The sequence below is a fragment of the Acinetobacter sp. YH16052 genome, assembly GCF_013417155.1.
Taxonomy (GTDB): Bacteria; Pseudomonadota; Gammaproteobacteria; order Pseudomonadales; family Moraxellaceae; genus Acinetobacter.
The window spans coordinates 105,969-131,573 of the sequence record NZ_VPEO01000007.1; the positions used below are offsets into that span (position 1 = coordinate 105,969).

The 25,605-nt window shown below is 45.5% G+C and carries 23 protein-coding genes; 15 read left to right on the forward strand and 8 right to left on the reverse strand.

The annotated features are described in order from the left end of the window. The first annotated feature begins 17 nt into the window (after positions 1-17). The 7 genes from FTV42_RS06910 (at position 18) to recJ (ending at position 7,559) form a co-directional block, all read left to right on the forward strand. Complete coding sequence (locus tag FTV42_RS06910) at positions 18-593, forward strand: TMEM165/GDT1 family protein (protein WP_180038197.1); 576 nt, start codon at positions 18-20, stop codon at positions 591-593. A 184-nt stretch (positions 594-777) separates the two neighbouring features. Next, positions 778-1,575: an MBL fold metallo-hydrolase gene (locus FTV42_RS06915; protein WP_180038199.1), complete on the forward strand. Its 798-nt coding sequence runs from the start codon at positions 778-780 to the stop codon at positions 1,573-1,575. A 98-nt stretch (positions 1,576-1,673) separates the two neighbouring features. Further along, positions 1,674-2,039 (forward strand): YkgJ family cysteine cluster protein, encoded by a 366-nt coding sequence (locus FTV42_RS06920; RefSeq protein WP_080591854.1) that lies wholly within the window; start codon positions 1,674-1,676, stop codon positions 2,037-2,039. Between the two features lie 224 nt (positions 2,040-2,263). Further along, entirely contained in the window at positions 2,264-3,730 is a 1,467-nt protein-coding gene (gene guaB / locus FTV42_RS06925; RefSeq protein WP_004281332.1) for an IMP dehydrogenase, read from the forward strand. Positions 3,731-3,853: 123 nt separating this feature from the next. Then, the gene (gene glmM, locus FTV42_RS06930) at positions 3,854-5,185 is read left to right on the forward strand and encodes a phosphoglucosamine mutase (RefSeq protein WP_180038201.1); all 1,332 of its coding nucleotides are present in this window, start codon (positions 3,854-3,856) and stop codon (positions 5,183-5,185) included. Positions 5,186-5,199: 14 nt separating this feature from the next. After that, complete coding sequence (pdxH, locus tag FTV42_RS06935) at positions 5,200-5,856, forward strand: pyridoxamine 5'-phosphate oxidase (protein ID WP_180038203.1); 657 nt, start codon at positions 5,200-5,202, stop codon at positions 5,854-5,856. A 2-nt stretch (positions 5,857-5,858) separates the two neighbouring features. Beyond that, on the forward strand, positions 5,859-7,559 hold the full coding sequence (gene recJ, locus FTV42_RS06940) for a single-stranded-DNA-specific exonuclease RecJ (RefSeq protein ID WP_180038205.1): 1,701 nt from the start codon (positions 5,859-5,861) through the stop codon (positions 7,557-7,559). A 51-nt stretch (positions 7,560-7,610) separates the two neighbouring features. On the opposite strand, the gene FTV42_RS06945 is transcribed toward recJ, so the two are convergent. Then, complete coding sequence (locus tag FTV42_RS06945) at positions 7,611-8,348, reverse strand: putative porin (protein WP_004281339.1); 738 nt, start codon at positions 8,346-8,348, stop codon at positions 7,611-7,613. 175 nt (positions 8,349-8,523) lie between these two features. Further along, a complete protein-coding gene (locus FTV42_RS06950; protein WP_004281341.1) occupies positions 8,524-9,303 on the reverse strand; it encodes a putative porin in 780 nt (259 codons plus the stop codon). Between the two features lie 500 nt (positions 9,304-9,803). Here FTV42_RS06950 and prfB point away from each other — a divergent pair. The 5 genes from prfB to FTV42_RS06975 all read left to right on the forward strand — a co-directional run bounded on the left by prfB (position 9,804) and on the right by FTV42_RS06975 (position 14,769). Continuing rightward, a protein-coding gene (gene prfB / locus FTV42_RS06955; RefSeq protein WP_101627160.1) for a peptide chain release factor 2 occupies positions 9,804-10,899 on the forward strand; the annotation gives its coding sequence in 2 pieces (ribosomal slippage) (positions 9,804-9,875 and positions 9,877-10,899; 1,095 coding nt in all). A 147-nt stretch (positions 10,900-11,046) separates the two neighbouring features. After that, positions 11,047-11,346: a helix-turn-helix transcriptional regulator gene (locus tag FTV42_RS06960; protein ID WP_004281346.1), complete on the forward strand. Its 300-nt coding sequence runs from the start codon at positions 11,047-11,049 to the stop codon at positions 11,344-11,346. Positions 11,347-11,361: 15 nt separating this feature from the next. Then, positions 11,362-12,447 (forward strand): alkene reductase, encoded by a 1,086-nt coding sequence (locus FTV42_RS06965; protein ID WP_180038207.1) that lies wholly within the window; start codon positions 11,362-11,364, stop codon positions 12,445-12,447. An 82-nt stretch (positions 12,448-12,529) separates the two neighbouring features. Next, complete coding sequence (locus tag FTV42_RS06970; protein ID WP_004281351.1) at positions 12,530-13,810, forward strand: 3-deoxy-D-manno-octulosonic acid transferase; 1,281 nt, start codon at positions 12,530-12,532, stop codon at positions 13,808-13,810. A gap of 245 nt (positions 13,811-14,055) precedes the next feature. Next, positions 14,056-14,769: a 16S rRNA (uracil(1498)-N(3))-methyltransferase gene (locus tag FTV42_RS06975; RefSeq protein WP_004281353.1), complete on the forward strand. Its 714-nt coding sequence runs from the start codon at positions 14,056-14,058 to the stop codon at positions 14,767-14,769. Here FTV42_RS06975 and FTV42_RS06980 read toward each other — a convergent pair. Both FTV42_RS06980 and FTV42_RS06985 read right to left on the reverse strand, forming a co-directional pair. Further along, positions 14,743-15,723, reverse strand: coding sequence for a mechanosensitive ion channel family protein (locus tag FTV42_RS06980; protein WP_004281355.1), 981 nt, complete (start codon positions 15,721-15,723; stop codon positions 14,743-14,745). The genes FTV42_RS06975 and FTV42_RS06980 overlap by 27 nt on opposite strands. A gap of 107 nt (positions 15,724-15,830) precedes the next feature. Further along, positions 15,831-16,409, reverse strand: coding sequence for a DUF805 domain-containing protein (locus FTV42_RS06985; RefSeq protein WP_180038209.1), 579 nt, complete (start codon positions 16,407-16,409; stop codon positions 15,831-15,833). Between the two features lie 269 nt (positions 16,410-16,678). On the opposite strand from FTV42_RS06985, the gene acs reads away from it, so the two are divergent. Further along, positions 16,679-18,625: an acetate--CoA ligase gene (acs, locus tag FTV42_RS06990; protein WP_004647260.1), complete on the forward strand. Its 1,947-nt coding sequence runs from the start codon at positions 16,679-16,681 to the stop codon at positions 18,623-18,625. A gap of 128 nt (positions 18,626-18,753) precedes the next feature. Further along, the gene (locus FTV42_RS06995; protein WP_180038211.1) at positions 18,754-19,935 is read left to right on the forward strand and encodes an acyl-CoA dehydrogenase family protein; all 1,182 of its coding nucleotides are present in this window, start codon (positions 18,754-18,756) and stop codon (positions 19,933-19,935) included. A 60-nt stretch (positions 19,936-19,995) separates the two neighbouring features. Here the strand turns inward: FTV42_RS06995 and FTV42_RS07000 are convergent, their stop codons facing one another. The 3 genes from FTV42_RS07000 to msuE all read right to left on the reverse strand — a co-directional run bounded on the left by FTV42_RS07000 (position 19,996) and on the right by msuE (position 23,426). Then, positions 19,996-21,405 carry a deoxyribodipyrimidine photo-lyase gene (locus tag FTV42_RS07000; RefSeq protein ID WP_180038213.1) on the reverse strand — a complete coding sequence of 470 codons (1,410 nt, stop codon included), beginning with the start codon at positions 21,403-21,405 and terminating at the stop codon, positions 19,996-19,998. Positions 21,406-21,552: 147 nt separating this feature from the next. After that, positions 21,553-22,665 carry a dimethylsulfone monooxygenase SfnG gene (sfnG, locus tag FTV42_RS07005; protein ID WP_180038215.1) on the reverse strand — a complete coding sequence of 371 codons (1,113 nt, stop codon included), beginning with the start codon at positions 22,663-22,665 and terminating at the stop codon, positions 21,553-21,555. A 26-nt stretch (positions 22,666-22,691) separates the two neighbouring features. After that, positions 22,692-23,426 carry an FMN reductase gene (msuE, locus tag FTV42_RS07010; protein ID WP_004281368.1) on the reverse strand — a complete coding sequence of 245 codons (735 nt, stop codon included), beginning with the start codon at positions 23,424-23,426 and terminating at the stop codon, positions 22,692-22,694. A gap of 377 nt (positions 23,427-23,803) precedes the next feature. On the opposite strand from msuE, the gene FTV42_RS07015 reads away from it, so the two are divergent. Beyond that, a complete protein-coding gene (locus FTV42_RS07015; RefSeq protein WP_004281370.1) occupies positions 23,804-24,454 on the forward strand; it encodes a response regulator transcription factor in 651 nt (216 codons plus the stop codon). An 89-nt stretch (positions 24,455-24,543) separates the two neighbouring features. Here FTV42_RS07015 and FTV42_RS07020 read toward each other — a convergent pair whose 3' ends face one another. After that, on the reverse strand, positions 24,544-25,305 hold the full coding sequence (locus tag FTV42_RS07020) for a hypothetical protein (RefSeq protein ID WP_180038217.1): 762 nt from the start codon (positions 25,303-25,305) through the stop codon (positions 24,544-24,546). Between the last annotated feature and the right edge of the window lie 300 nt (positions 25,306-25,605).

Here is a 25,605-nt window from a genome sequence, read left to right on the forward strand (position 1 = left end):
AGCCAGAGAAAGACCTCATGTATGAATTCTTACTGTCGACTGCAATCGTAGCACTGGCTGAAATGGGTGATAAAACCCAACTGCTGGCATTGCTGCTTGCCGCACGCTTTCGCAAACCTGTTCCTATTTTAGTTGCTATTTTATTGGCGACATTGATTAACCACGGCCTTTCTGCAGTATTGGGACAATGGGTAACCACAGTGATTGGGCCGGAAGTACTGCTGTGGATCGTTTCGATTGGCTTTATCGCGATGGCAGTCTGGATGCTGATTCCGGATGAACTCGGGGATGAAAATGCCAGTATCAATAAATGGCAAAAATTCGGGGTATTTGGTGCAACCTTCATTTTGTTTTTTCTGGCAGAAATTGGTGACAAAACCCAGATTGCCACAGTGGCACTGGCGGCACGTTTCGACAGCGTCTTCTGGGTGATGTTGGGTACTACGCTAGGCATGATGCTGGCCAATGCGCCTGCAGTGTTTTTGGGAGATAAGCTGGCGGACAGATTGCCGATCAGCCTGATTCATAAAATTGGTGCGGTGATTTTCCTGGTGATTGGTGTCGCGACCCTGGCCCAACATTATTTCTTTTAAATTATAAAATAATAAATTACATGAATCCTGAGCTAAAAACTCAGGATTTTTTATGGTTAAAATTCTCTCAAAACCTTGATAAATAGTGTGATATGGCTAGTTTTATTGATTGTAAGTTTGATAAATTCCTTATATTTTATACGGGTATAAAAACGTTATTTTTATTATAAATTGGGGAATTTACATGGCTTTTGAACGCACCACATCGCAGGTTCTGTTTGATAACGGGACACATAAGTGCATCAGTTTTACCAGTCTGGTCAAAGGTGAAGGCGTTCAGGCAAATCAGTTTCTGATCATTGATCATGAGCGCGCAGCAGTACTTGATCCGGGTGGTGATTTAACCTATGTGCCGCTGACCATGGAACTGAATAAATACACCCGTTTGGCCAACCTGGATTATGTCATGGCCTCGCACCAGGATCCGGATATCATCACCTCGATGCCGCGCTGGCTAGTGTATACGGACGCCAAAGTGGTGGCATCCAAGCTGTGGGCGCGTTTCTTACCACACTTAAACTCGGCCTTTATGAGTGACCGGATGAAAGGTAACTGGTTGGACCGCTTGGTAGAACTTCCCGATCATGGTCAGATCGTTCCGTTGGGTCACTCACACATTGTGGCGGTGCCGGCGCATTTCCTACATTCAGTAGGAAATTTCCAGTTTTATGATCCGATTGCCAAAATCCTGTTTTCAGGTGATATGGGCGCGTCCATGGTTGAAGATGCCGCCAAACCACTGGAAAACTTTGCCGCGCATATCCCGAAAATGAAAAGCTTCCATCAACGTTATATGTGCAATAACAAGGTGATTCGCCTTTGGGTGAAAATGGTACGCAGCATGGAAATCGAGATGATTGTGCCGCAACATGGCACACCATTTATCGGTAAAGAGCAGATCACCCAGTTTCTGGACTGGATTGAAACATTGGAATGCGGCACTGACCTGATGGATGAAACGGTTTTTACCTGTCCTGAATAGTTCACACAAAAAATAATTTTTTTCTTGTGTGGAAAAACAACATTTTTTATATTTCTTCTCCAAAAAAACTTTTTTTTGATGACGAGAACTTATAAGAAATGTTGTCTCAAGTTCCAAAACCGGATGCGTGTTTAAGCTGCGGGGCGTGCTGCGCCTATTTCAGGGTTTCGTTTTATTGGGCTGAAGGAATTCATATGCCTGAGCACTATACCGAACCTGTGACAGCAGTCTATTCATGTATGGCTGGAACCAATCAGAAAAATCCACGCTGTATTGCACTTGATGGCACCATCGGCCAGCAGGTCAGCTGTGGTATGTATGAGCAGCGCAGTTCATCCTGCAAAGAAGTGCAGATTGCCGATGAGCAATGCAATAAGGCACGTATTGCACACAATATGTTGCCCTTTGTCCAGATTGAAACTGATGAAGCCGACAATGATGACAGTTTTGAATATGTCAGCTAAATCCATCCAAAGCAGAGCTTAGGCTCTGCTTTTCACTTCATTAAAATGATCGGGGTATATTTTAAAATAGGGAACTTCATGATCGGAGGTATTATTGATGCTGTTTTAGCACTTCCATAGATCTGCGTGTACGAAGCTTGAATAAAAAATAATTTTGCAATTGCAATGAAATTTAAGCCGATATTTGTTTATAATAGTGCACGGAAATTACCAGTGAGACTGTTATGTTGACCATCGTTCAAGACGCGTTAACCTTCGATGATGTCCTATTACTCCCTGCCTATTCTACTGTTCTTCCAAAAGATGTCTCCCTAAAGACACGTTTAACTCGTGGCATTAACCTGAATATTCCTCTTGTGTCTGCAGCAATGGATACGGTGACTGAGTCCCGTATGGCAATTGCAATGGCGCAAAATGGTGGTATCGGTATTTTGCACAAGAACATGGATATCGCGGTTCAGGCTGCAGAAGTGCGCCGTGTGAAAAAATTCGAAGCGGGTATGGTCAAAGACCCGATTACAGTCACTCCTGAAACCACAGTACGTGAACTGATTGCGTTGACTCAAGCCAACAATATCAGTGGTGTACCCGTTGTGAAAGATGGCAAAGTGGTGGGTATCGTGACCGGTCGTGATACACGCTTTGAAACCAATCTTGAGCAGCCAGTCAGCAATATCATGACTGGTCAGGATCGCCTGGTGACAGTTCGTGAAGGCGAATCTAAAGAAAATATCCAAGCTTTATTGCAACAGCACCGTATTGAAAAAGTATTGGTGGTCAACGATCAGCAAGAGCTGAAAGGCTTAATTACGGTAACCGATTTCCGTAAAGCTGAATTGTATCCAAATAGCTGTAAAGATGACCTGGGTCGTCTGCGTGTTGGTGCTGCTGTCGGTACTGGTGCAGAAACGCCAAGCCGCGTAGAAGCCTTGGTTGATGCAGGTGTGGACGTGATTGTAGTCGATACTGCACATGGCCATTCTGCAGGTGTGATCGAGCGTGTACGTTGGGTTAAGGCCAATTATCCACAAGTTCAGGTGATTGGCGGTAACATCGCGACAGGTGATGCTGCGCTGGCGTTACTTGATGCAGGTGCGGATGCCGTTAAAGTTGGTATTGGTCCTGGTTCAATCTGTACCACGCGTATTGTGGCGGGTATTGGTATGCCACAGATCTCTGCGATTGATTCTGTTGCCAATGCGCTGAAAGATCAGATTCCTTTGATCGCAGATGGCGGTATTCGTTTCTCTGGCGATATGGCCAAAGCGATTGGTGCGGGCGCAAGCACGATTATGGTTGGTTCATTGATGGCCGGTACTGAAGAAGCACCAGGCGAAGTTGAATTCTTCCAGGGCCGTTACTACAAGGCTTATCGCGGTATGGGTTCATTGGGCGCGATGGCGGGTGCGACAGGTTCTGCTGACCGTTACTTCCAGGACTCCAAGGCCGGTGCCGAGAAGCTGGTTCCTGAAGGTATTGAAGGTCGTGTACCGTACAAAGGCCCAATGGGTAATATCGTACATCAGATGATGGGCGGCCTACGTTCTTCAATGGGTTATACCGGTTCTGCGACGATTGAAGACCTGCGTCAGAATGCCAAGTTTGTGAAAATCACTTCTGCCGGTATGTCTGAGTCGCATGTACATGATGTGACCATTACCAAAGAAGCACCAAACTATCGCGTAGGTTAATTTCCTGTGATTTAAAATTTTAAAAAGCCGTCATGCAAATGACGGCTTTTTTATTTTGGTGTAAAGTGTGACTCAAGGAAAAAAATGGGTGATATCAATCATCCGCTAAGAAGTGAGATAAAGATGAGTTATTTTGGTACGGATGGTATTCGTGGAAAGTTTGGCGAATTGCCGATTACCCCTGAGTTTGCCCTGAAACTGGGATTTGCGGCTGGTAAAGTTTTAAAACGTCATAGTAAAAAATCCAAACCATTGGTGGTTCTGGGTAAAGATACCCGTTTGTCTGGCTATATCCTGGAAGCTGCCTTACAGGCAGGTTTAAATGCCGCTGGCGTTTATGTTCATCTTTTAGGTCCACTACCGACTCCAGCCATTGCTCATCTGACCCGTGCTTTGCATGCCAGCTTGGGTATTGTCATTTCCGCTTCGCATAACCCGTATTTTGACAACGGTATTAAGTTCTTCTCTGCGGAAGGCAAAAAACTGCCAGATGCCTTGCAAGACGAAATTAATCAGGAACTTGAAAAAGATTTTTTGATTGAAGATACAGCAAATCTGGGTAAGAGTATCCGGGTTAAAGATGCTAATGGTCGCTATATTGAATTCTGTAAATCGACGTTCCCGTATCATCTGGATCTGAATGAACTTACCATTGTGGTGGATTGTGCCAATGGTGCAGCCTATAACGTGGGACCTGCGGTGTTCCGTGAACTGGGCGCACGTGTGATTGCCATTCACAATGAGCCAAGCGGTTTGAATATTAATGAGGGCTGTGGTTCAACCCATCCGGAAAGCTTGCAACAAGCCGTGATTCAACATCAAGCGGATTTGGGTATTGCCTTTGATGGGGATGCTGACCGTGTGGTTCTCGTAGATAAAGCCGGTAATCTGATTGATGGCGACCATATTCTTTATATTCTTGCGACTCAAAGCTCGAAAAAACCGGCAGGTATCGTCGGTACCTTAATGAGCAATATGGCGCTGGAACTGGCACTGGAAAAAGCACAAGTGCCGTTATTACGTGCCAAAGTCGGCGACCGTTATGTATTGCAAGGTCTGGAAGAAAATGGTTGGACCATTGGCGGTGAGCCTTCTGGTCATATTCTGACTTTAGACAAGAGCACCACAGGCGACGCCATTATTGCAGCCCTGCAAGTTTTAACCGTGATGGTTGAGCAGAAAAAAGCTCTGCATGAACTTGTGGCTGACTTTAAACTGTTGCCCAATGTCTTGGTCAATGTACGTTTAAATGCCATGTTTGATCCTTATTCAGTGCCTGCACTGGCAGCTGAATTTGAAAAAGCCGAACAGCAGCTTAAAGGCCGTGGCCGTTTATTGATTCGTAAATCCGGCACAGAACCTGTCATTCGTGTGATGGTCGAAGGCGATGATCTGGCTGAAGTCACCACACTTGCAAACAGCCTGGCAGATGCTGTGCGTACCAATGCAGCTTAACGGGAACATAGATAATGAGTGATCTGATCAAGGATCTAAGTGAACTACGCCTGAATTATGAAAAAGGCGAGTTACAGGAACAGCAAGTCAATCCGAATCCACATATGCAGTTCCTGCAATGGTTTAACCATGCGCTGGAAGCAAAATTGCATGAACCCTATGCCATGTCGTTGGCAACAGCCAATGCACAAGGTCGTCCGCATGTGCGTACGGTATTGCTACGTGGAGCGACTGACGCAGGGTATGACTTTTATACCAACTATGACAGTCAAAAAGGTCTGGATCTGGCTGAAAATCCTTATGCCGAACTGTTGTTCTACTGGCAGGATCAGGAGCGCCAGATTCGTATTTCGGGTCGTGTAAAGAAAATATCGGAAGAAGAATCGACCGATTATTATCATAAACGTCCACGAGAAAGCCAGATTGCTGCACATATCAGTACCCCGCAAAGTGGCATCGTGGCCAGTCGTGAAGAATTGCAGCAACGTTTTTGGGATTTGCATACCCAGGTTGTCAATCAGCAACAGCTGGACAAGCCGGTATTCTGGGGCGGTTATCGTCTCGAACCCGATTATTATGAATTCTGGCAGGGTCGTCCCAACCGTTTGCATGACCGTTTAAGTTATCGCAAAACCGATGCCGGCTGGACTTTAGAGCGCTTAATGCCATAACCATGCAAAAACTGGAAATCAAACAACGTCCATTGCTGACACGCCCTGAAAATTTACTGGGCGTCCCTGCATTTGTGGCCGAGATTCTGGCTCGTCGTGGGGTGGAATCCGAGCAGGAACTTGAGCTCAAGCTGAAGCATTTGCTGGCACCGACCATGAAAGGCTTGCCTGAAGCCATTCAATTGATGGATCAGGCGATTGATCATGGCCAGAAAATCGTGATTGTCGGCGATTATGATGCCGATGGCGCGACCAGTACTGCACTCATGGTGCTGGCACTGCGCGATATGGGCGCCAATGTTGAATATCTGGTACCAGACCGTTTTAAATATGGGTATGGATTGACGCCCGCAATTGCAGATCTGGCCTTTGTCAATTTCACGCCTGATTTACTGATTACCGTGGACAATGGCATTTCCAGCCATGACGGAGTAAAACAGGCGCAGGATCATGGCATGCAGGTAATCATTACCGACCATCATCTGACGACCAAGCCGACACCAAAAGCCGAAGCCGTGGTCAATCCCAATCAGTTGGGTTGCGACTTTCCAAGCAAAGCACTAGCCGGGGTCGGGGTGGCTTTTTATGTATTGGCCAATCTGTCTACCCATCGCAAGAAACTTGGAAAATCCTCTACTGTAATTACCAATTATCTTGATCTGGTAGCGCTCGGCACCTATGCCGATGTCGCGAGCTTGGACTACAACAACCGGATTCTGGTCGATGCAGGTCTGAAACGGATCCAGCAAGGGCAGTGCCGTGCAGGGATCAGTGCGCTACTTGATATTGCAAAGCGTGATCCTGCCGGTCTGAAAGCTCAAGATTTGGGCTTTGTTTTAGGCCCACGGATTAACGCGGCTGGACGCATGGAAACCATGGATATCGGGATCGAATGTTTGCTGGCTCCTGATCTGACAACTGCTTATCCACTGGCTGAACAGCTGAATCAGCTCAATGTCGAACGCCGTCAGGTGGAAGGTAAAATCAAGCAGGAAGCCTTGCTTGAGCTGGATAAAATCCAGTGGGATGCCACTGAACTACCTGCTGCGTTGATCATGTTTGAACAGCATTGGCATCAGGGAGTGATCGGGATTGTAGCAGGGCGTTTAAAAGAGCAGTTCCATCGTCCGAGTATTGTTTTTGCCGCGGATCAGGATGGGATTCATATCAAAGGTTCGGCGCGTTCGATTGAAGGTATTCATATTCGTGATGCGATTGAACAGGTGGCAGAGCAATATCCTCATTTAGTCAGTCATTTTGGTGGCCATGCAGCAGCAGCCGGTTTAACCCTGAAAAAAGAAAATTTCGCCGAGTTTAAGCAGGTCTTTGAAGTACTGATTGGTGCGATGGATGAGGATTTATTCACTGCGACTTTATGGACGGATGGAGAGCTGCCAGCTTCTGCTTTTCACATTGAAACAGTCGATTTATTACAGAATTTAAGTCCATGGGGGCAAAAATTCCCCCAACCAATTTTTGATGGTGTGTTCAAAATCATGGACTATCGCTGGCTTAAAGATGTGCATCTTAAGTTACGTGTGGCGTTGGAGAATGGGCAGGTCGTGGATGCGATCGCTTTCAATGCAGCGGATAAATATGACTTTGACCCGATGAAAGATACACGATTGGTCTATGAGCTGGATAAAAATGTATTTAATGGCAATATCAGCTTGCAAATGCGGATTATCCATTTAGAACAATAGACCATAAAAAACCGCTCGAGTGAGCGGTTTTTTTGCTTTTAATCGGAGAGATTAGAAGCGGTATGCACCACGTACGCCAAAGATATCAGCATTATCAGCAAAATTAATCGAACCTTCTAAGCTAACTTGTTGGTTAAAGAATTTTTTGGCACGAATAGTAAAAACATCATTACCTTCTAGGTCTGAGTCAGAGAATCCTAAGCCAACACTGAAAGTTTTGTCTAGATATAAATCTGCACCTAGGTTATAAGCATCGATATCACCGAAACTTGCACCACCTTCGAAGTTCATATCGTATTGACCGACTTGTGTTACATATTTGGCACGTAAAGTTGGATCAATTTCATCGTCTGCATTGTCTTCAGAAATACCTACAAGACCAAGTGCTACTAATAAGCCAGGAACAGGTAAATAACCCGCTTCAGCAGCGTAACCAGTTATGTCACCAGCATCATTATCAAAATGAGCAATGTTACCACTTAAATAAAAGTCTGAATTTGGAACAAAATACTCAATACCAGCACCAATGCCAAACGTGTCTGAATCATCTTGATAGCTTAATACACCATTCACATTGCTGGCACGGTTTAAGAATGCAGCTTCATTCAAAGGTGAATTTTTGACTTGGACCGAGTTGAAGTAGTAAGTCCCATCGATAGCAAAACCTACATCCGAACCACCTTGGTCATGATCAAGAAGATCAATAGAAGCCCCAACTTCAGTTTGATAAGCGTGTGCAGTTCCCAGGCCAGCAAGAAGCGCTGTAGCAAGAGCAAGTTTCTTAAGCATTTAGATTTCTCTCTTTGTTATAAAAATATGACCGTTTGATGAACAGTTGTAACAAATTGTACAGTTTATATTCTCCCCGTCAATGTGCAAAAATACCTAAATGCTTGTTAAGAGTGCAATAAAAAAACCCATCCGAGGATGGGTTTTCTATGAATGCCTAATTTTTGGTTTTAGATTAGAAGCGGTACTTCGCTGCTACACCAAAGGTATTGTAGTCATTGTTAAACTGTTCACCAAAGCCGACACGGCCTTCTAAGCTCACTTGCTGGTTAATGAACTTACGTGCATTGATACCAAATTCGCTCTTGTCGGTAATATCATTGTTGTGATAATCAGCACCGACACTCAAGGTTTTGTCGATGAAATAATCTGCTGCCAGATTGTATTCATCTAAATCACCAAACGCTGCACCTGCTTCCAGGTTGATATCTTTACCGTTGCTAAGTGTAGTGACATATTTAGCACGCAATGTTGGATCTACGCCATCATCATTGTCGTTATCCCAACCTTTTACACCCGCCGCAATCAATAGACCTGGCGCTGGCAGATAACCGACTTCAGCTGCATAGGTGGTTAAATCATTTTCTACATCATCATTGTCTTGCAGATCATGGCCATTGACGTTACCGCTTAAGTAGAAGTCAGAATTCGGTACGAAGTACTCTGCACCTACGCCATAACGATGCGCTTCAGAATCACCAATTTCATTATATTGATATTGCGCACTCACGTTGCTAGCACGATCAAGGAATGCTGCTTCTGCTAATGGTGCATTACGTGTTTGAACTGGATTGAAGTAATATGTACCATCAACGCCGAAAGAACCGCTAGTTCCATCGTTGTCAGGATCAAACACTCCTGCTGATGCACCAATTTCTGCTTGGTAAGCATGTGCTGCTGTACCAGTCATTGCTATTGCTGAAAGTAGTGCCGAAGCAATCGCTAATTTTTTCATGGTTACTACCCCTCAAATCGTGAGTTAAAAACATTACACTTTTTGTTACAACTTTCAGTCTAGAGTAATTCCAAAGATCGTCAATCAAAGGAAAGTTACAGTAATGTGAATAGCGTAATCTTGTGTAATTTTTGGTGAACAAGTGACTGAATAATAAAATTAAATTTATAATGTAGTGTTTTATTAAAAGTGTGTAGATATTGTGGAATCTATTGAATTCGCTGATTTTTTATACAGAACAATAAGAAATCCTAAATTATAAAATCAATTGCAAAATTATATTTCGGTCATAAAACGGGGCTAAAAAGTCGATAAAAATTTCGGATAAAAAGACGCAAAAGAGTCTATGAGATGTTGAAAATTGGATGAGGGAAATACAGGTCTAAATGCTCAAGATATTCGAGCTTTAGACTGAATGGATCGTTAAAATAGCGGAAATAGACTGTGCTATAATATCGGGCTAAGAATTTTGTGCCTAATTTTGATTGAGAGTAATTCACGTGGAAATTAATCCGTATCTAAACCAATTAAAAGACTTAAACGAACGTGGTCAAACACTACGGGGGTATCTTTGACTACGATCTGAAAAAAGAGCGTTTAGAAGAAGTCCTGCGTGAATTAGAAGATCCAACGATCTGGAATGATCAGAGTCGTGCTCAAGCAATGGCCAAAGAAAAAGGCGAGCTTGAAAATGTATTAAATGTGCTGGATCGCTTAAGTACCCAGCTTGAAGATGCACAGGCTTTGCTTGATCTGGCGGTTGAAGCGGATGATGAAAGCTTGCTAGAAGACGTACAGGCTGAACTGAGCACGGCTGAAGAAGAACTGGCCAAGCTTGAATTTCGCCGTATGTTCAATAATCCGATGGATCCAAACCCTTGCTATCTTGAAATTCAAGCTGGTTCAGGCGGTACAGAAGCACAGGACTGGGCGTCTATGTTGCTACGTATGTATCTACGCTGGATTGAACGTCATGGCTTTAAAGCAGAAGTGATGGAAGAATCTGATGGCGATGTTGCCGGGATTAAATCTGCGACGATTCGTGTGGAAGGTGAGTATGCCTATGGCTGGTTACGTACCGAATCTGGTGTACACCGTTTAGTGCGTAAGTCCCCCTTTGACTCGGGCAACCGTCGTCATACCTCATTTTCTGCCGTGTTTGTCTCACCTGAAGTAGATGACAATATCGAAATTGAAATCAATCCGTCCGATGTTCGTACCGATACTTACCGTGCATCAGGGGCGGGTGGTCAGCATATTAACAAAACAGATTCTGCCGTGCGTTTAACCCATGCACCGACCGGAATTGTGGTGGCCTGTCAGAACCAGCGTTCACAACATGCCAACCGTGACCACGCCTGGAAGCAGTTACGTGCCAAACTTTATGAGCTCGAGATGAGCAAACGTAACGAAGCGGCACAAGCACTGGAAGATTCCAAGTCTGACATTGGGTGGGGTAGTCAGATCCGTTCTTATGTCCTGGATGATTCACGTATTAAGGATTTGCGTACAGGTGTGGAAAATTCCAATACTGGCGCAGTTCTGGACGGTGATCTGGACAAATTTATCGAAGCAAGCTTGAAACAGGGCTTGTAAGAAGTTGTTTAAATAGCTGGCGTAACCAAGCTTGTACAGATTGTGACTCTTATATCTAAATTATTCGATATATAAATCGTAAAAATACGATATAATGGTCGCAGATGCTGAATAAAGTTTCGTTGCGCCACTGATTGTGATGTGCCTATGGACCTTGATCTAATTTTTAAAGCCTTAGCCAATCCGACCCGTCGACAAATTCTGGAGTGGTTAAAATCTCCGGAGCAATATCTGTCTGCGGAAGAGTGTGGTGGCTTTCAACGTGGGGTCTGTGCAGGTCAAATTGAACGTTTGGGCCAGGTTTCCCAGTCCACCATGTCCAATCACCTGTCGGTGTTACAGCAGACTGGCCTGATCACTGCGACCAAGCATGGACAGTGGTCATATTTCTCCCGCAATGAAACTTTGATTCAACAATTTATCGAACACCTACAACAACACCTTTAACAGGTGGGAGTAACGATGGCTGAATTAAATTCTCCTTTAACGCTCGGTGCGTTAGAGCTTAAAAACCGTGTCATCATGGCGCCGCTGACCCGTAACCGCGCAACTGCTGATCGCGTTCCAACCCCAATGATGGTTGAATACTATGCGCAACGTGCAAGTGCTGGCCTGATTATTTCTGAAGCCACAGTGATTTCTGAAGAAGCCAATGGCTATTTAAATACTCCAGGATTGTTTACCGATGCTCAGGTCGAAGGCTGGAAAAAGGTTACTCAAGCGGTTCATGAGAAGGGGGGTCTGATTGTTGCCCAGCTTTGGCATGTTGGTCGTGTATCGCATCCGGATCTGTTAAATGGTGAAACACCAGTCTCTGCAAGTGCAGTACAACAGGCGGGTCATGTCAGCTTGTTACGTCCAAAACGTCCATACGTTACGCCACGTCCTTTGGAAGTTTCTGAAATTCACGCGATTACCGAGCAATATAAGCAAGCCGCGATTCGTGCTAAAGAGGCCGGTTTTGATGGTGTTGAATTACATGCTGCCAATGGTTATCTGATTGACCAGTTCTTGCAAAGCAAAACCAACCAGCGTGAAGATGAATACGGTGGTTCGGTTGAAAACCGTGCTCGTTTCCTGCTGGAAGTTATGGATGCACTGATTGAAGTCTGGGGTGCAGACCGTGTCGGAATTCATTTAGCACCGCGTGGCGATGAACACGACATGGGAGATAATGATCCACGTGAAACATTTGGTTATGTGATGGAGCAATTGGGCAAACGTCAGATCGCATTTTTCTTTACCCGTGAATATCTGGCGGAAGACAGCATTTCGGACTATATGAAACAGCGCTCAAATGGTGTGCCGTATATTGCCAATATGCGCCTCAGCCGTGAAGATGCCATTGAATTACTGGCTTCAGGCAAGGCCGAAGCGGTGTCTTTTGGTAAGGCTTATATTGCCAATCCGGATCTATACGAACGTCTGCTCGAAGATGCACCATTGAATGAACTGAAGCTGGAAAATATGATCGGAACCAATGTCGCGGAAGGCTATATTGATTATCCGACATTGGCTGAAGCAGAAGCTTTAACTACAGTAGAATAATCTAAAAATGAGCCACATTGATTAACATGTTGATGTGGCTCTGCTATATTCTGCCCATTGAATCTTTGGACAGGGGCGCAATGTGGCCACTCCATTTTGGTATAACACAGCCTTGGCGCTGGTTAAACCCTTATATCAATCGCGTATCCGTAAACGTGCGACCGATCCTGAACAATTACAACAAGAACTGACAGAACGTTTTGGCCCGTTTCAGCCACCCAAAAACCTGCATGCCATCTGGTTTCATGTGGTGTCGGTGGGTGAAACCAATGCTGCCCAACCGTTAATTGAACATTATTTAAAACTTGGCCATTCGGTGCTGGTCACCAATACCACCAAAACCGGTCAGGCACGCGCTAAATCACTTTTTTTAAAAGCGCCTTATCTCGATTTATTTCAAGCCGTGTATTTGCCTGCTGACCAGAAAACTTTAATTCGTGAGTTTTATCAAAAATATCAGCCGAAACTTTTATTGCTGATGGAAACTGAACTTTGGCCGAATCTGCTGGATCAGGCACCGGATTTTAAGGTGCCCTGTTTGCTGCTGAATGCCCGACTTTCTGAAAAATCCGCCAGAGGCTATGCCAAGGTCAAAGGTCTGACCCGTGGCATGCTCAAGAATTTAACTAGTCTTTTGGCACAGGATGCTGCTACTCAGCAGCGTTATATTCAGTTAGGAATCGCAGCCGAAAAAACCCAGGTTTTGGGCAATATCAAATTTGATATTACTGCGCCCGAGCGCTTTATCCAGCAGGCAGGTCAGTTGAAACAGGAGTGGCAGTTATCAGGTCGTAAAGTGATCACATTGGCCAGTACTCATGCTCCTGAAGAAAAAGAAATTCTGAGTACTTTAAAAGCTGCTTTAGAGGCTGATCCCAAGTTGGTCTGTATTGTGGTGCCGCGTCATCCGGAACGTTTTGATGAGGTATTTCAGGCCGTACAGTCTTTGGGATTAAAAATCCAGCGTCGTAGTTTAGGGCAACGTATTGAAGCAGATACCCAAGTTTATCTGGCCGACTCTATGGGTGAAATGTGGCTTTGGTATGCTTTTAGCCAGGCCTGTTATGTCGGTGGTTCGTTGAACGAGCCAGGTGGTGGACATAATATTCTGGAGCCGATTGCGCTGAATGTGCCGACTGTTTTAGGCAAAAACTATTTTAATTTTCAGACCATCGTGGATGAATTTGTTCAGGCAGACGCAGTCGCAGTAGTGCAGGATGCCCAGCAGGCTACAGATATATTACTGGAACTTTTACGAGATCAGGTCAAGGCGGAAAAATTGAATGCAGCAGCACAGCAAATTATGCAGTTAAATACGGGATCGCTTGCTAAGCATATTCAGGTGATTGATCAGTATTTATAATTTTTGGTCATTCCCTCATTTATCATGTTTGATCGAAATATTCATTCGTAGGGGATACCTACTTTTCAGAGATGAAAAGTAGCAAAAATCTTTTGTATCACTGAAGGGATGTCCTTATCCCTCAGTGATACGGGCGGCATCCCTGCCACCAATCGTGATAGCTGATTGTAATTATAGTCTGGTCAGAAACCTTATTTTTTTCATCTTTTAACTCTTCACTTCTTATTTTTTTGAACTTGATCATTATGAATATCGTCCTGCTTGATCCACGTCAAACCGAAGCTGAATTCTGGTCGATTAGCTCAACTAGGCAACTGGAACATCTGCAGCAGCATCTACAGATTCAGGTGGGAGATACTTTAAAAGTCGGAATTCGGGAAGGTCAGCGTTACCTGACTGAGATTGTCGAAATTTCTGAAAAAGCAGTGCGCTTGAAACCGCTGCAACAAGAAACTGTTCCGGAAAAATTGCCAGTGACTTTAATCGTGGCCTTGCCACGTCCGAAAGTGCTGCGCCGTCTGATCATGGACAGTGTCACCTTGGGCGTTGAAAAAATCATTTTACTACATAGCTACCGTGTCGATAAAAGCTATTGGCAAACTCCATTTTTACAGCAGTTAAATCATTATATCGAGCTGGGACTGGAACAGGCAGGGGATACGGTTGCTCCGAAAATCGAGCTGTATAAACGTTTTAAGCCCTTTGTTGAAGATATCTTGCCGGGTTTGATTGGTACGGATTGTCCGGCTTATGTGGCACATCCTTATGCAGAGCAGGCGATGCCATTTGCTATTGATCATCCCTGTACGATTGTTATCGGTCCGGAAGGCGGATTTATTCCATATGAAGTCGATTTACTCATAAAAAACGGCTGCCAGGCTGTGAGTCTGGGTAACCGTATTATCCGTACAGAAACCGTGATTCCCTATGTTTTAGGTCGACTGTTTAGCGCGGGCTGAAGCTTCTTCATTACCCTCGCCACGATAGACTTTGACTTCCTGTACCGGATACGGAATTGAAATATTATGCTCGGCAAAAGCTTGAATTACCCGTTCCTGCACCGCACTGATTGAGGTTCCGGTGCCGGTTTCAGTGGTATCGACCCACCAGAAGGCTTTTAGGGTAATAGAAAAGTCAGCTAGTGCCGTTACGTTGACACTAAAGCCTGGCTGGCTCAGGATAGTCGGATCTTTATCTAAAATAGCGGTGATCAGGTCTTTGGCTTTCTGGATGTCATCTTCATAGCCGATACCCACGACGAATTCGCAGCGGCGACGGGTATAGGCGGTATTCACCGTAACCGCACTGGTGTAGACGGTCGCGTTTGGAATGACGATACGGCGGCCATCCGGTGAGCGTAAAAAGGTCGCACGAATCTGGATATCTTCAACGGTACCTTCCATGCCATTCACGATAATATCGTCGCCAATCTTGAACGGTTCACTGAGAAGAATCAGCACACCAGAGAGCAGGTTCTGGAAAATATCCTTGAAGGCAAAACCGATCGCGACCGAACCAATTCCGAGGGCACTCATCAGCTGACCCGGGGTAAAGCCAGGAACCGCAATCACCAGTCCAATCAGAATACCAAAGAAAATAATAAAGGTACTGCCGACACGGTTGAGTACCAACACCAGATTCTGACGGGTATAAGAGCGGTTTTCCAAAGTTTTACGTACGAAAAACTTGAAGACTTTGGAGAGTAACCAGAAAATCGTAATTACGATTAGCGCGATACAGAAATAAGGCACACGTTCCCAGAAACCTTCCATGATCTTGTCAATGGTGCTGTAGGCATCATTATACTTGGCGGTATGTTCAATCACGGTCTGAGTCGTTTTTTCAGTTGCCTGATGTAACAACTCCGTAGTGCCCTCAGTTACCTGGCTTAAGGTATTGTTTTGCTCTGCCACAAAAATTCCACAATTCAAATTTTGCCTATTTTGCCTGATGTTCAGCAAAAAATTAATAAGGACTCGAAGTCACCAGTGGATATTTTCTAAAAATAACGGCGCTGTTGTTAAAAGTATTTGGTGGTTTTTTGCATCATTTCCGTGGGGGTAGGTGTTTGTTCTTCACCGCTCATATAACTGAATAAAGCGATAGATCCCAACAGGCTAAGCAAGGTCAAGATAATCATCAGCCAGGCCAGAATTTTTTCCCAGAGCAAGGTGATCCGTGCCGGACCATACTGATTAGTGCCTCGATCGCCCGAACCAAAAACGATATAAAGCCATACAAAAATGTTTACTAGCGGCAGTAAAAATAATAGTGCCCACCAGCCACTGCGGTTCATATCATGCAAACGGCGAACAGTCACCACTAAAGCGAAATATACATAGACCAGAACCATGATCAGCACACCGATACTGGCCAAGCCTTGCAGTGAAATCAGCCAGTTGGGATCTAGAGAATGGGTAGAAATATTCACAATATCAATACTGAGACCCAGTGCAATACTGCCAAATAAAAAAATGAAATACAGAAATGCCGACCAGGCAATAAAGCTCAAGCGTCCGAAGCGGCCTTTCATCGAAAGGGGATGATCCGATGCAGGCAGCGCAGGCGGGCTAAAGTAGGGAGATTCAGGCGATTTCATAAAGCGTATCCTGCTAAATCAGATGAAATAACCACAAGCGGTCAATTTTATTTTTAAGGGCTGTGCTACAGATCATACACAGTTGCGCAGAAGATTCTGTACTGTAAGTTGTGGTTTATTTTGATTGAATTTGTATAAATAATCTACGACGAAAGCATGATTGCCGGATTCGAAATAAGCAGGCCATACTGCCATTATGCATAAAAAACAATCAACAACGCAGCATTAACCTCTCGTGATGAGATAGAACAAAATCAAGGAAGTGACCTATGCAAGAGATCTATCCAGTACCCGAAGAATTTAAAAAAACAGCACGTACGCTCGAAGACCAGTACTTTGAACGTTATCAATATTCTATAGAACAGCCAGATAAATTTTGGGCAGAACAGGCGCAACGTCTGGACTGGATCAAGCCCTTTACCCAAGTCAAAAATACCAGCTTTAACAAAGACGATTTTAAAATCGAATGGTTTGCCGATGGTCAGCTCAATGTCAGTGCCAACTGTCTGGATCGGCACCTGAAAGAACATCCTTATAAACCGGCCATCATCTGGGAAGGGGATCATCCTTCGCGGCACAAGATTATTTCCTTTGCCGAGCTGCATGATGAAACCTGCCGTTTTGCCAATGTGCTGAAGAAAAATGGCATCCAGAAAGGCGACCGGGTCATGCTGTATATGCCGATGGTTTCTGAAGCTGCGATTGCTATGTTGGCCTGTGCCCGGATCGGGGCGGTGCATTGCGTGGTATTTGGTGGTTTCTCGCCAGATTCTTTGGCCAGCCGGATTGAAGACTGTCAGGCGAAAATGGTGATTACTGCGGATTCCGGCATGCGCGGCGGTAAGGCCATTCCACTGAAAGCCAATGTCGATGAAGCACTGAAACTGGCGGGTACAGACTCGATTCAAAATGTAATGGTGGTACACCGCACCGGTAACCCAATTGAAATGCAGGAAGGACGTGATCTGTGGTATCACACGGAAATTATGTCAGTGAATGACATCTGTCCACCCGAACCGATGAATGCCGAAGATCCGCTGTTTATCCTGTATACCTCAGGTTCCACCGGCAAGCCCAAGGGCGTGATGCATACCACTGGCGGTTATCTGACCTATGTGAATTGCACCTTCCGTGAAGCATTTGATATCAAGCAGGATGATGTATTCTGGTGTACCGCAGATGTGGGCTGGATCACCGGGCATTCCTATGTACTGTATGGGCCACTTTCGAATGGTACCACCACCGTGATGTTTGAAGGTGTGCCGCAATATCCAAGCTGGGCGCGTACTGGACATATTGTTGATAAGCATAACGTGACCATTCTCTATACTGCACCGACCGCGATCCGCGCCATGATGCGTGAGGGCGATGCTTTTGTACGGGAAAGTGACCGTAGCAGCCTGAGAATTTTAGGATCGGTCGGTGAGCCAATTAATCCGGAAGCCTGGAACTGGTACTACACCGTGGTCGGTGAAAGCCGCTGTCCCGTCATCGATACCTGGTGGCAAACCGAAACTGGCGGTTTTATGATTACGCCATTGCCGGGTGCGACTGATTTAAAACCAGGTTCTGCGACACGGCCTTTCTTCGGGGTACAACCGGCTATTGTCGATGCCGATGGCAAGGAACTAGAGGGTGAAGCTGAGGGCAATCTGGTGATTAAGGATTCCTGGCCGGGTCAGATGCGCACCATTTGGGGAGACCCGGAGCGTTTTATCGAAGCTTATTTTTCCACCTATCCCGGTACCTATTTCACTGGGGATGGGGCACGTCGTGATAAAGATGGTTACTACTGGATTACCGGCCGTGTCGATGATGTCCTGAATGTATCCGGACACCGCCTAGGTACAGCAGAAATTGAAAGTGCACTAGTGGCGCATGAATCGGTGGCAGAGGCCGCTGTAGTCGGTATGCCGCATGATATTAAAGGTCAGGGCATTTGTGCTTTTGTGACCTTGCAGGCTGATGTTGCCAGTTCAGATCAATTACGTGGGGAACTGGTCAGCTGGGTACGCAAGATTCTTGGGCCAGTGGCCACACCAGACGCCTTGCACTGGGCACCGGCCTTGCCAAAAACCCGCTCTGGCAAAATCATGCGCCGGATCCTGCGAAAAATTGCAGCCGATGAGCTAGACAGTCTGGGAGATACTTCAACCCTCGCTGAACCGCAAGTGGTGGATCATCTGATCGCAGAGGTACAGCGTAATAAAGTTTAAATTCAAGCGGTTCCAATACCGGCATTCTGCCGGTATTTTTATATCAGTCATAAGCTCTGCATGCTTTCGGATATAGGTCAGTACCCTGATCTGCTAAGCTGTTTCCATGCTGAACATGAGTTAAAATAATGAATGCACAATCCCCATATTTAAATCAGTCTCCTGTCGATATTGCCCAGAAACTTGCTGAAACTTTTGCTTTGACTGCCGCAGAGCGGGACAAACAGGGGGGGAATCCCAAGGCCGAGCGTGACCTGATTCGCCAGAGTGGCTTGCTTGGCCTGTCCATTCCAAAACAGTACGGCGGTCAGGAGGCAGATTGGCAGACCATTTTTAAAACCATTCAAATTATGGCCCAAGTCGACAGTTCACTGGCGCATGTCTATGGCTTTCACCATTTGCTGATTGCGACCGTGCAATTATTTTCCCAAGCGGAACAATATGGCCCGTGGTTTGAACAGACGGCCCAAAATGATCTGTTCTGGGGTAATACTCTAAATCCGCTGGACCATCGCACCACAGCCACAAAAGTTTCAGAAAACGAATATATTTTTCATGGCGATAAAAGCTTCTGCTCGGGTTCGATCGATTCAGATATGTTGCTGTGTTCAGGCTATAACGATGCAGGAAAATTGCTGATAGGGGTGATTCCTACCCGGCGAGAGGGTGTGAGTTTTCTGGGCGACTGGAACAATATGGGTCAGCGCCAGACCGACAGTGGTACCAGCCATTTTGAGCAGGTCAAAATTCATGAAGATGAATTGCTGTTAAATCCGGGTCCACTGAGTACGCCGTATTCCAGTCTACGGCCTTTGATTGCCCAGCTGATTTTCGTACATCTGTTTTTGGGCGTGGCAGAAGGGGCATTTGAAATCGCCAGACAGGGTGTACAGACCCAAAAAGCCTGGTCCAAATCACTGGCAGAAGATGCAGTGAATGATCCTTTTACCCAGAAGCATTTTGCCGAGTTCTATATACAGCTAGAAGGCGTACGGTTGCTAACAGCTAAAGCGGTTCAAACTTTACAAGTAGCATGGGATGAGGGGAGTAATTTAACAGCTGAGCAGCGCGGTGAAGTCTCGGTTGCCATTGCTACAGCTAAAATTGCCGCAACCAATACCTCTCTTTATATTACCCAGAATATTTTCCAGGTGATGGGTGCGCGGGCCACCACGGCCAAGCTCAATCTGGACCGTTTCTGGCGCAATGTCCGCACCCAGACTTTGCATGATCCGATCGATTATAAATATCAGGAAGTAGGGGAATGGGTGCTGACTGGAAAAGTGCCTGATCCGAGTTTTTATTCCTGATCTGAAAATAAAAAAGCCTCTTTATCGGAGGCTGTTTTATTCGGGATGAAAAATTTGGTTTTAAATTTGCTTAAACGCTTCAATCGCTCTTACACGAGAGGCTTTTAAATCCACGATCGGTTTTGGATAATCCAGTTCAAGATCCGGATTTTTGGCATAGGGTTCATGAATAGATTTAGCATCCAGATGCCCCAGTTCCGGCACCCAGCGGCGAATATAATCCCCATTCGGGTCAAACTTCTGTGACTGGCTGACCGGGTTAAAAATCCGGAAATAAGGTACGGCATCCATGCCGGTCGAGGCACACCATTGCCAACCGCCATTGTTCGCTGCCAAATCGCCATCAATCAGATGCTGCATGAACCAGCTTTCTCCCAAGCGCCAGTCTATCAGCAGGTTTTTACATAGAAACATCGCAGTAATCATGCGCACCCGGTTATGCATCCAGCCAGTGGCCCGCATTTGCCGCATACCGGCATCGACAATCGGAATCCCGGTTTGTCCTTGTTGCCATGCAGCCAGATCTTCAGGTGCATTGCGCCACTGGATTTTATCGGTATTTTCCTTAAAAGGCCGATGTCTGGATACACGGGGAAAATCAAACAGGGTATGTAGATAAAACTCGCGCCAGAGCAGTTCATCCAGCCAGGTCTGCTGACCGATATCATCAATCTGGAAATATCCATCCTTAAACAGGGTCTGCATACATTGACGGATTGAGAGGATGCCTATATTCAGATACGGTGACAGGCGACTGGTGCCATCGACTGCAGGTAGATCTCGCTCGGTTTTATAGTGAACCATTTTCTCCCCGATAAAATCATCGAGCAGCTCAAAGGCAGCTTGATCTTTTGTAGGCCGGAGCTGGGCAGTATGATCGACAGAATAATCAGCCGCAAATTTTTGCAGATCAAAGCTGGTCAGCTGGTCTGGTAATTCAAGCGGATCTTGAGGCTGAATGGCAGGATAGCAGCCTGGTATATTCTGAATCAGTCGCTCATAGCACTTTTTCTTGAATGCGCTATAGACCTGATAGGGTTGATTGGACTGATTGCGGATACTGGTCAGTGGAAACAGGCTGCGATCATGATACAGCTCGACCCGGATCTGCTGCTGTTCCAGTATCTGCTGTACCTGTGCATCACGTTGCAGTTCATGCACGCCCACTTCAATATTGGCATGTAGCGTATCAATCTGCAGTTTTTGGCACAGACTTCGCATTTCGGCAGACAGGTCTTGCCATAAGGGAACATTTAAAATGATTAATGGAATATTCAGCTGCGCTAACTGCTGCTTTAAGACGTCGAGGCGGCGCAGATAAAAATCGATTTTAATCCGGGCATCCTGATGCAGCTTCCATTGTTCAGGAGAGAGCACCACCAGTGCTATACAGCTGCCTTGCTGGGTGGCATGCCAGAGCGCGGCATGATCATGAATGCGGAGGTCTTGACGAAACCAGATCAGTTGCATTGTTAAAATTCTTGGAAAGTCGTTAGTGCAGAATTTTAAGGAATTGCTGGTCTCAAACCTAGCCAGACAACAATTTTATCACATAAAAAAATCCCCCAAGCCGAGCCTTGAGGGAGGGAGTGAGTCTGCTGAGATTTATTGGAATGATTATACGGGCTCAGCTTCTTCTTGCTGCACAGGCGTTGCCTGTTGTGCTTCAAGCTCACGGACCAAAGGCAGCACCTTCTGGCCAAAATATTCGACTTCTTCAATAAAATGCAGGAAGCCTGAGAGAATCAAATCAACGCCAACTTTTTTCAGTTCGATAATCCGTTCAGCAATCTGCTGCGGTGTCCCGATCAGATTGGTGCGGAACCCGTCATTGTATTGCACCAGATCTTTAAAGGTGGATTTGGCCCAGTTGCCTTCACCTTCCTGACTTGCTGCGCCGGCTTCACGGGTGGCCTCACCAAAAGATTTTACCGCCTGCACATTGGCCTTGCTGATAATTTCCTGCAAGACGGCCTGGGCTTCTTCTTCGCTATCGCGTGCAATCACAAAGGCATTTACACCAATTTTCACCGAGTGATGATTTGCCTTGGCTTTTTCACGAATATCATCGATCTGTTTTTTCAGCTCTTCCGGGGTATTGCCATTGGTGAAGTACCAGTCAGATACGCGAGAAGCCATATCACGTGCTGCCCGGGAACTGCCGCCCTGAAAGATTTCAATATGCGGTTTTTGTAGCGGTTTTGGACTCAGGGTATAGTCTTTGAATTGATAATATTTACCTTCAAAATTAAAGTTATTCTGGCTCCAGACCCCTTTCAGGCTACGGATAAACTCTTCCGAACGGGCATAACGCTCGTCATGTTCCGGCCATTCTTCACCAATGGCATCAAACTCACCGCGGAACCAGCCACTGACCACATTGATCGCGATCCGGCCATTGCTCAGATGGTCAATCGTCGCCAGTTGTTTTGCAGCCAGTGCCGGCTTCCATGGACCCGGCAGAATCGCGGCAATGACTTTCAGGCGTTCAGTTTTGGCCAGAATGCCATGACTGAAGCTGACCGATTCATGCTGGTTTTCTGCGTTATAGCCGGCAGTAAAACGGATCTGGGTCAGAGCATAATCAAAGCCTGCCTGTTCAGCGGTTTGTGTCAGACGCACGTTATAGTCATAGCTCCAGTCGGTGCGCTGCTCGATATTACTAACCACCAGGCCACCACTGACATTCGGCACCCAATAGGCAAATACGATATTTTTATCATTCGACATATTCATCACCCTCTGCAATGCTGTGTTCAAGCCACTTGAGTCTTTGGTGCTTTCTTGCTGTGCAAGCGCGATTCTGCGGCATCCAGGCTCGGCACGGCTGCTGAAGGCAGCACTTCTTCCTGTTCGATCTGCTTGTTAATGCCCAGATTTTGACTCGCTTGAATGGTTTTTTCTTTGATGACTTCAGCACGTTGTCCCTTGGCTGGTGCCCATTCAAGAATCGGCAATGCACGCGCCACAGCCAGGGTAATCCGGTCGCGGAGCAATTCACTGTGAATAGTATATTCAGGGGTGAAATCGCGGTCGGTGGCATAGACCCCAATCGGTAAAGTCTGTGCCTGAAAGAAGCTGAATAAGGGACGCAGTTGATGTTCAAGCACCAGCGCATGACGGTCACTGCCACCAGAGGCCGCCAGTAATACCGGAACATCGACCAGCGCCGTTTGCTCGACAAAGTCAAAGAAATGCTTGAACAGGCCGGTAAATGAAGCGCGGTACACAGGAGTGCCCACAATCAGCGCATCTGCGGCTTCTACTGCTGCCAGGTCATCCTGAACGCGTTGTGGCAACTGATTGCGGTAAATTGCACCGCCCAAGAGCGAACCAATTTCGCTAAATTTAATGAAATGCACATTGATCGGTGTCGCTTCACCCAGCTCATCCAGAATGGCCTGAACCAAGGCTTCGGTTTTTGAGGGATGATTTAAACCGCCAGATACGGCAACAATATTTAAGGGTTTTTGCGCATTAAAATTAGACATATTTAGAACCTGAAAAATAGGGATAATCTCGGAATGACCCTATTAATCCCGATTCAGCGAAGGGCTGTAAAATAACGAAAAGCTGAAAAGTTATCTGATTTTGCGATATACGACAAAGGCCTGATTTTTAAGGAAGGTTTTGTGGGTAAGTGAATGATATTTATATTTATATTGAACAAAGATAAGCTTTTTCAGTGAGGAATAAGTGATATATAAAAAAGTGATGAGAATTAAACAATTATTGCAATAGTGCAAAAATGGGCAATTTTGAAGAAAAACTGCATATTATTTTAAAAATTGTAGTGTCTTGCATATCCTTAACCGGGTTGTGTGGTTAGAATAGGGACTACCGTGCCAAGATCTCTCTCACGTTGCCTATGAATATTTTAATCGTTGATGATCATCCACTATTTCGTCATGCTTTGATTCAAGCTGTACGTTATAGCCTGCCACAAGCCCAGATTCATGAAACTGCGGCAGTCAATGAATTTTATGAACGTCTAGAAAATGGCCCTGAGCCTGATCTTGTGCTGCTGGATTTAAACCTGCCGGGCGCTTCCGGCTTTTCTGCCCTCGTGCATGTCCGCGCACAGTATCCGTCTTTACCGATTATTGTCGTGTCTGCACATGAAGAAGTCAGCATCATCCAGCGTGCTATTGCACATGGTGCGATGGGCTATATTCCTAAATCTGCCCACCCAAGCCATATCGGTGAAGCGATTCGTGAAGTGCTGGAAGGTGAAATCTGGTTACCGCCAAATCTGCCAGCCAATATGAATTTTGATCCGCGTGCTGCCGATGAAACGGCTTTGGCAGAACGGATCCAGTCTTTGACGCCGCAACAGTTCCGGGTATTGATGATGGTGGCTGAAGGTTTATTAAACAAGCAGATTGCTTATGAACTGGATGTATCAGAAGCGACGATTAAAGCGCATGTGACTGCAATCTTCCGTAAGCTTGGCGTACAAAACCGGACACAAGCGGTATTGGCCATTAATGCACTGAATATTGAAGACCGCAAAATGTAAGTTCTGCATAGTCGAATTGAAAAAGACCTCCTTGGAGGTCTTTTTTTATGGGCAAAATCTGCAAAATTGAGTGCAAAAGCCTGAATCAGCTAGGCGATATAATCCTGTTTGCGGGTGAAATCATCACAAAACAAAGGATTTAACGCACATTGCAATTCGTCAATCTGCTCTTCGGTGACATAACCTTTCGATTTCAGATATTCCGCCACGCGATCATCACGCAGACTCAGGAAAGTCGCATCATAAACACCGAGATCGACAAATAGTGCTGCAGTTTCCAGACTGTTAAAACGATCCAGATAAACTTCATTGTCATACATCAGGAAGACATGTTCATCGCGCGTATTCGGATCGACATGTAAACGTTGTGCCAGTTCATGTGGGCAGGTTTTGATAAATAACAGATCAGACAGCTCATCAAACTGGCTGGTGTCCAGACAATCTTCTTCATTTTTGACTTTACCCAGCCAGGCCTTAAAGACCAGTACCGCGCCACCACGCAGCAACATGCTCCAGATCTGATGACGGGTCTTTGTCGGAAGATCCTCTGTTTCAGCTTCTAAAGACTGAATCAGCTTGTCTTCCTGTTCAGCAATCTTTTCAAATAGACCCAGACCTTGCGGCTTGTAGGCATAAGGTTCAAAGACATCAAAATGTAATTCATCAAAGACTTGCAGTGCCAGAGGGACTGCACTCTGATACAGCGTTTCCAGTGCCTGATACTGGGCATCATTCAGCTTGCTGTATTTAAAGATCTGTGCCCAGTCAATGCTTGGCAATAAGGCATTGGCGCCATATTGAAGGTGAAACTGCTGGGTCTGATTCAGGCCATGGTTTTGATCTATGTTCATGTGAAGAACTCCGATATGCAGAAATAGATCAGCGACCAAAAAATTAAGGCTGCATGAGATGGGAACTGATCGTTTCTTATTCCTCTATTTTTAGAGCCAAGTACAAGGGATAAAAATACGACTAAAGTTATAGTAGTGGAAAATTACTCTTTAATTTTTATTAAAAACAATAAGATAATTAATTGTAACTAAGTGTACACATGTACATTAATACATTCGTCAGTTTTTGCCATAGTGAATTAAAAAATGAGCATTTTGGTCAATTTATTCAGCTGTATTTTCGGCATATTTGCTGCTTTT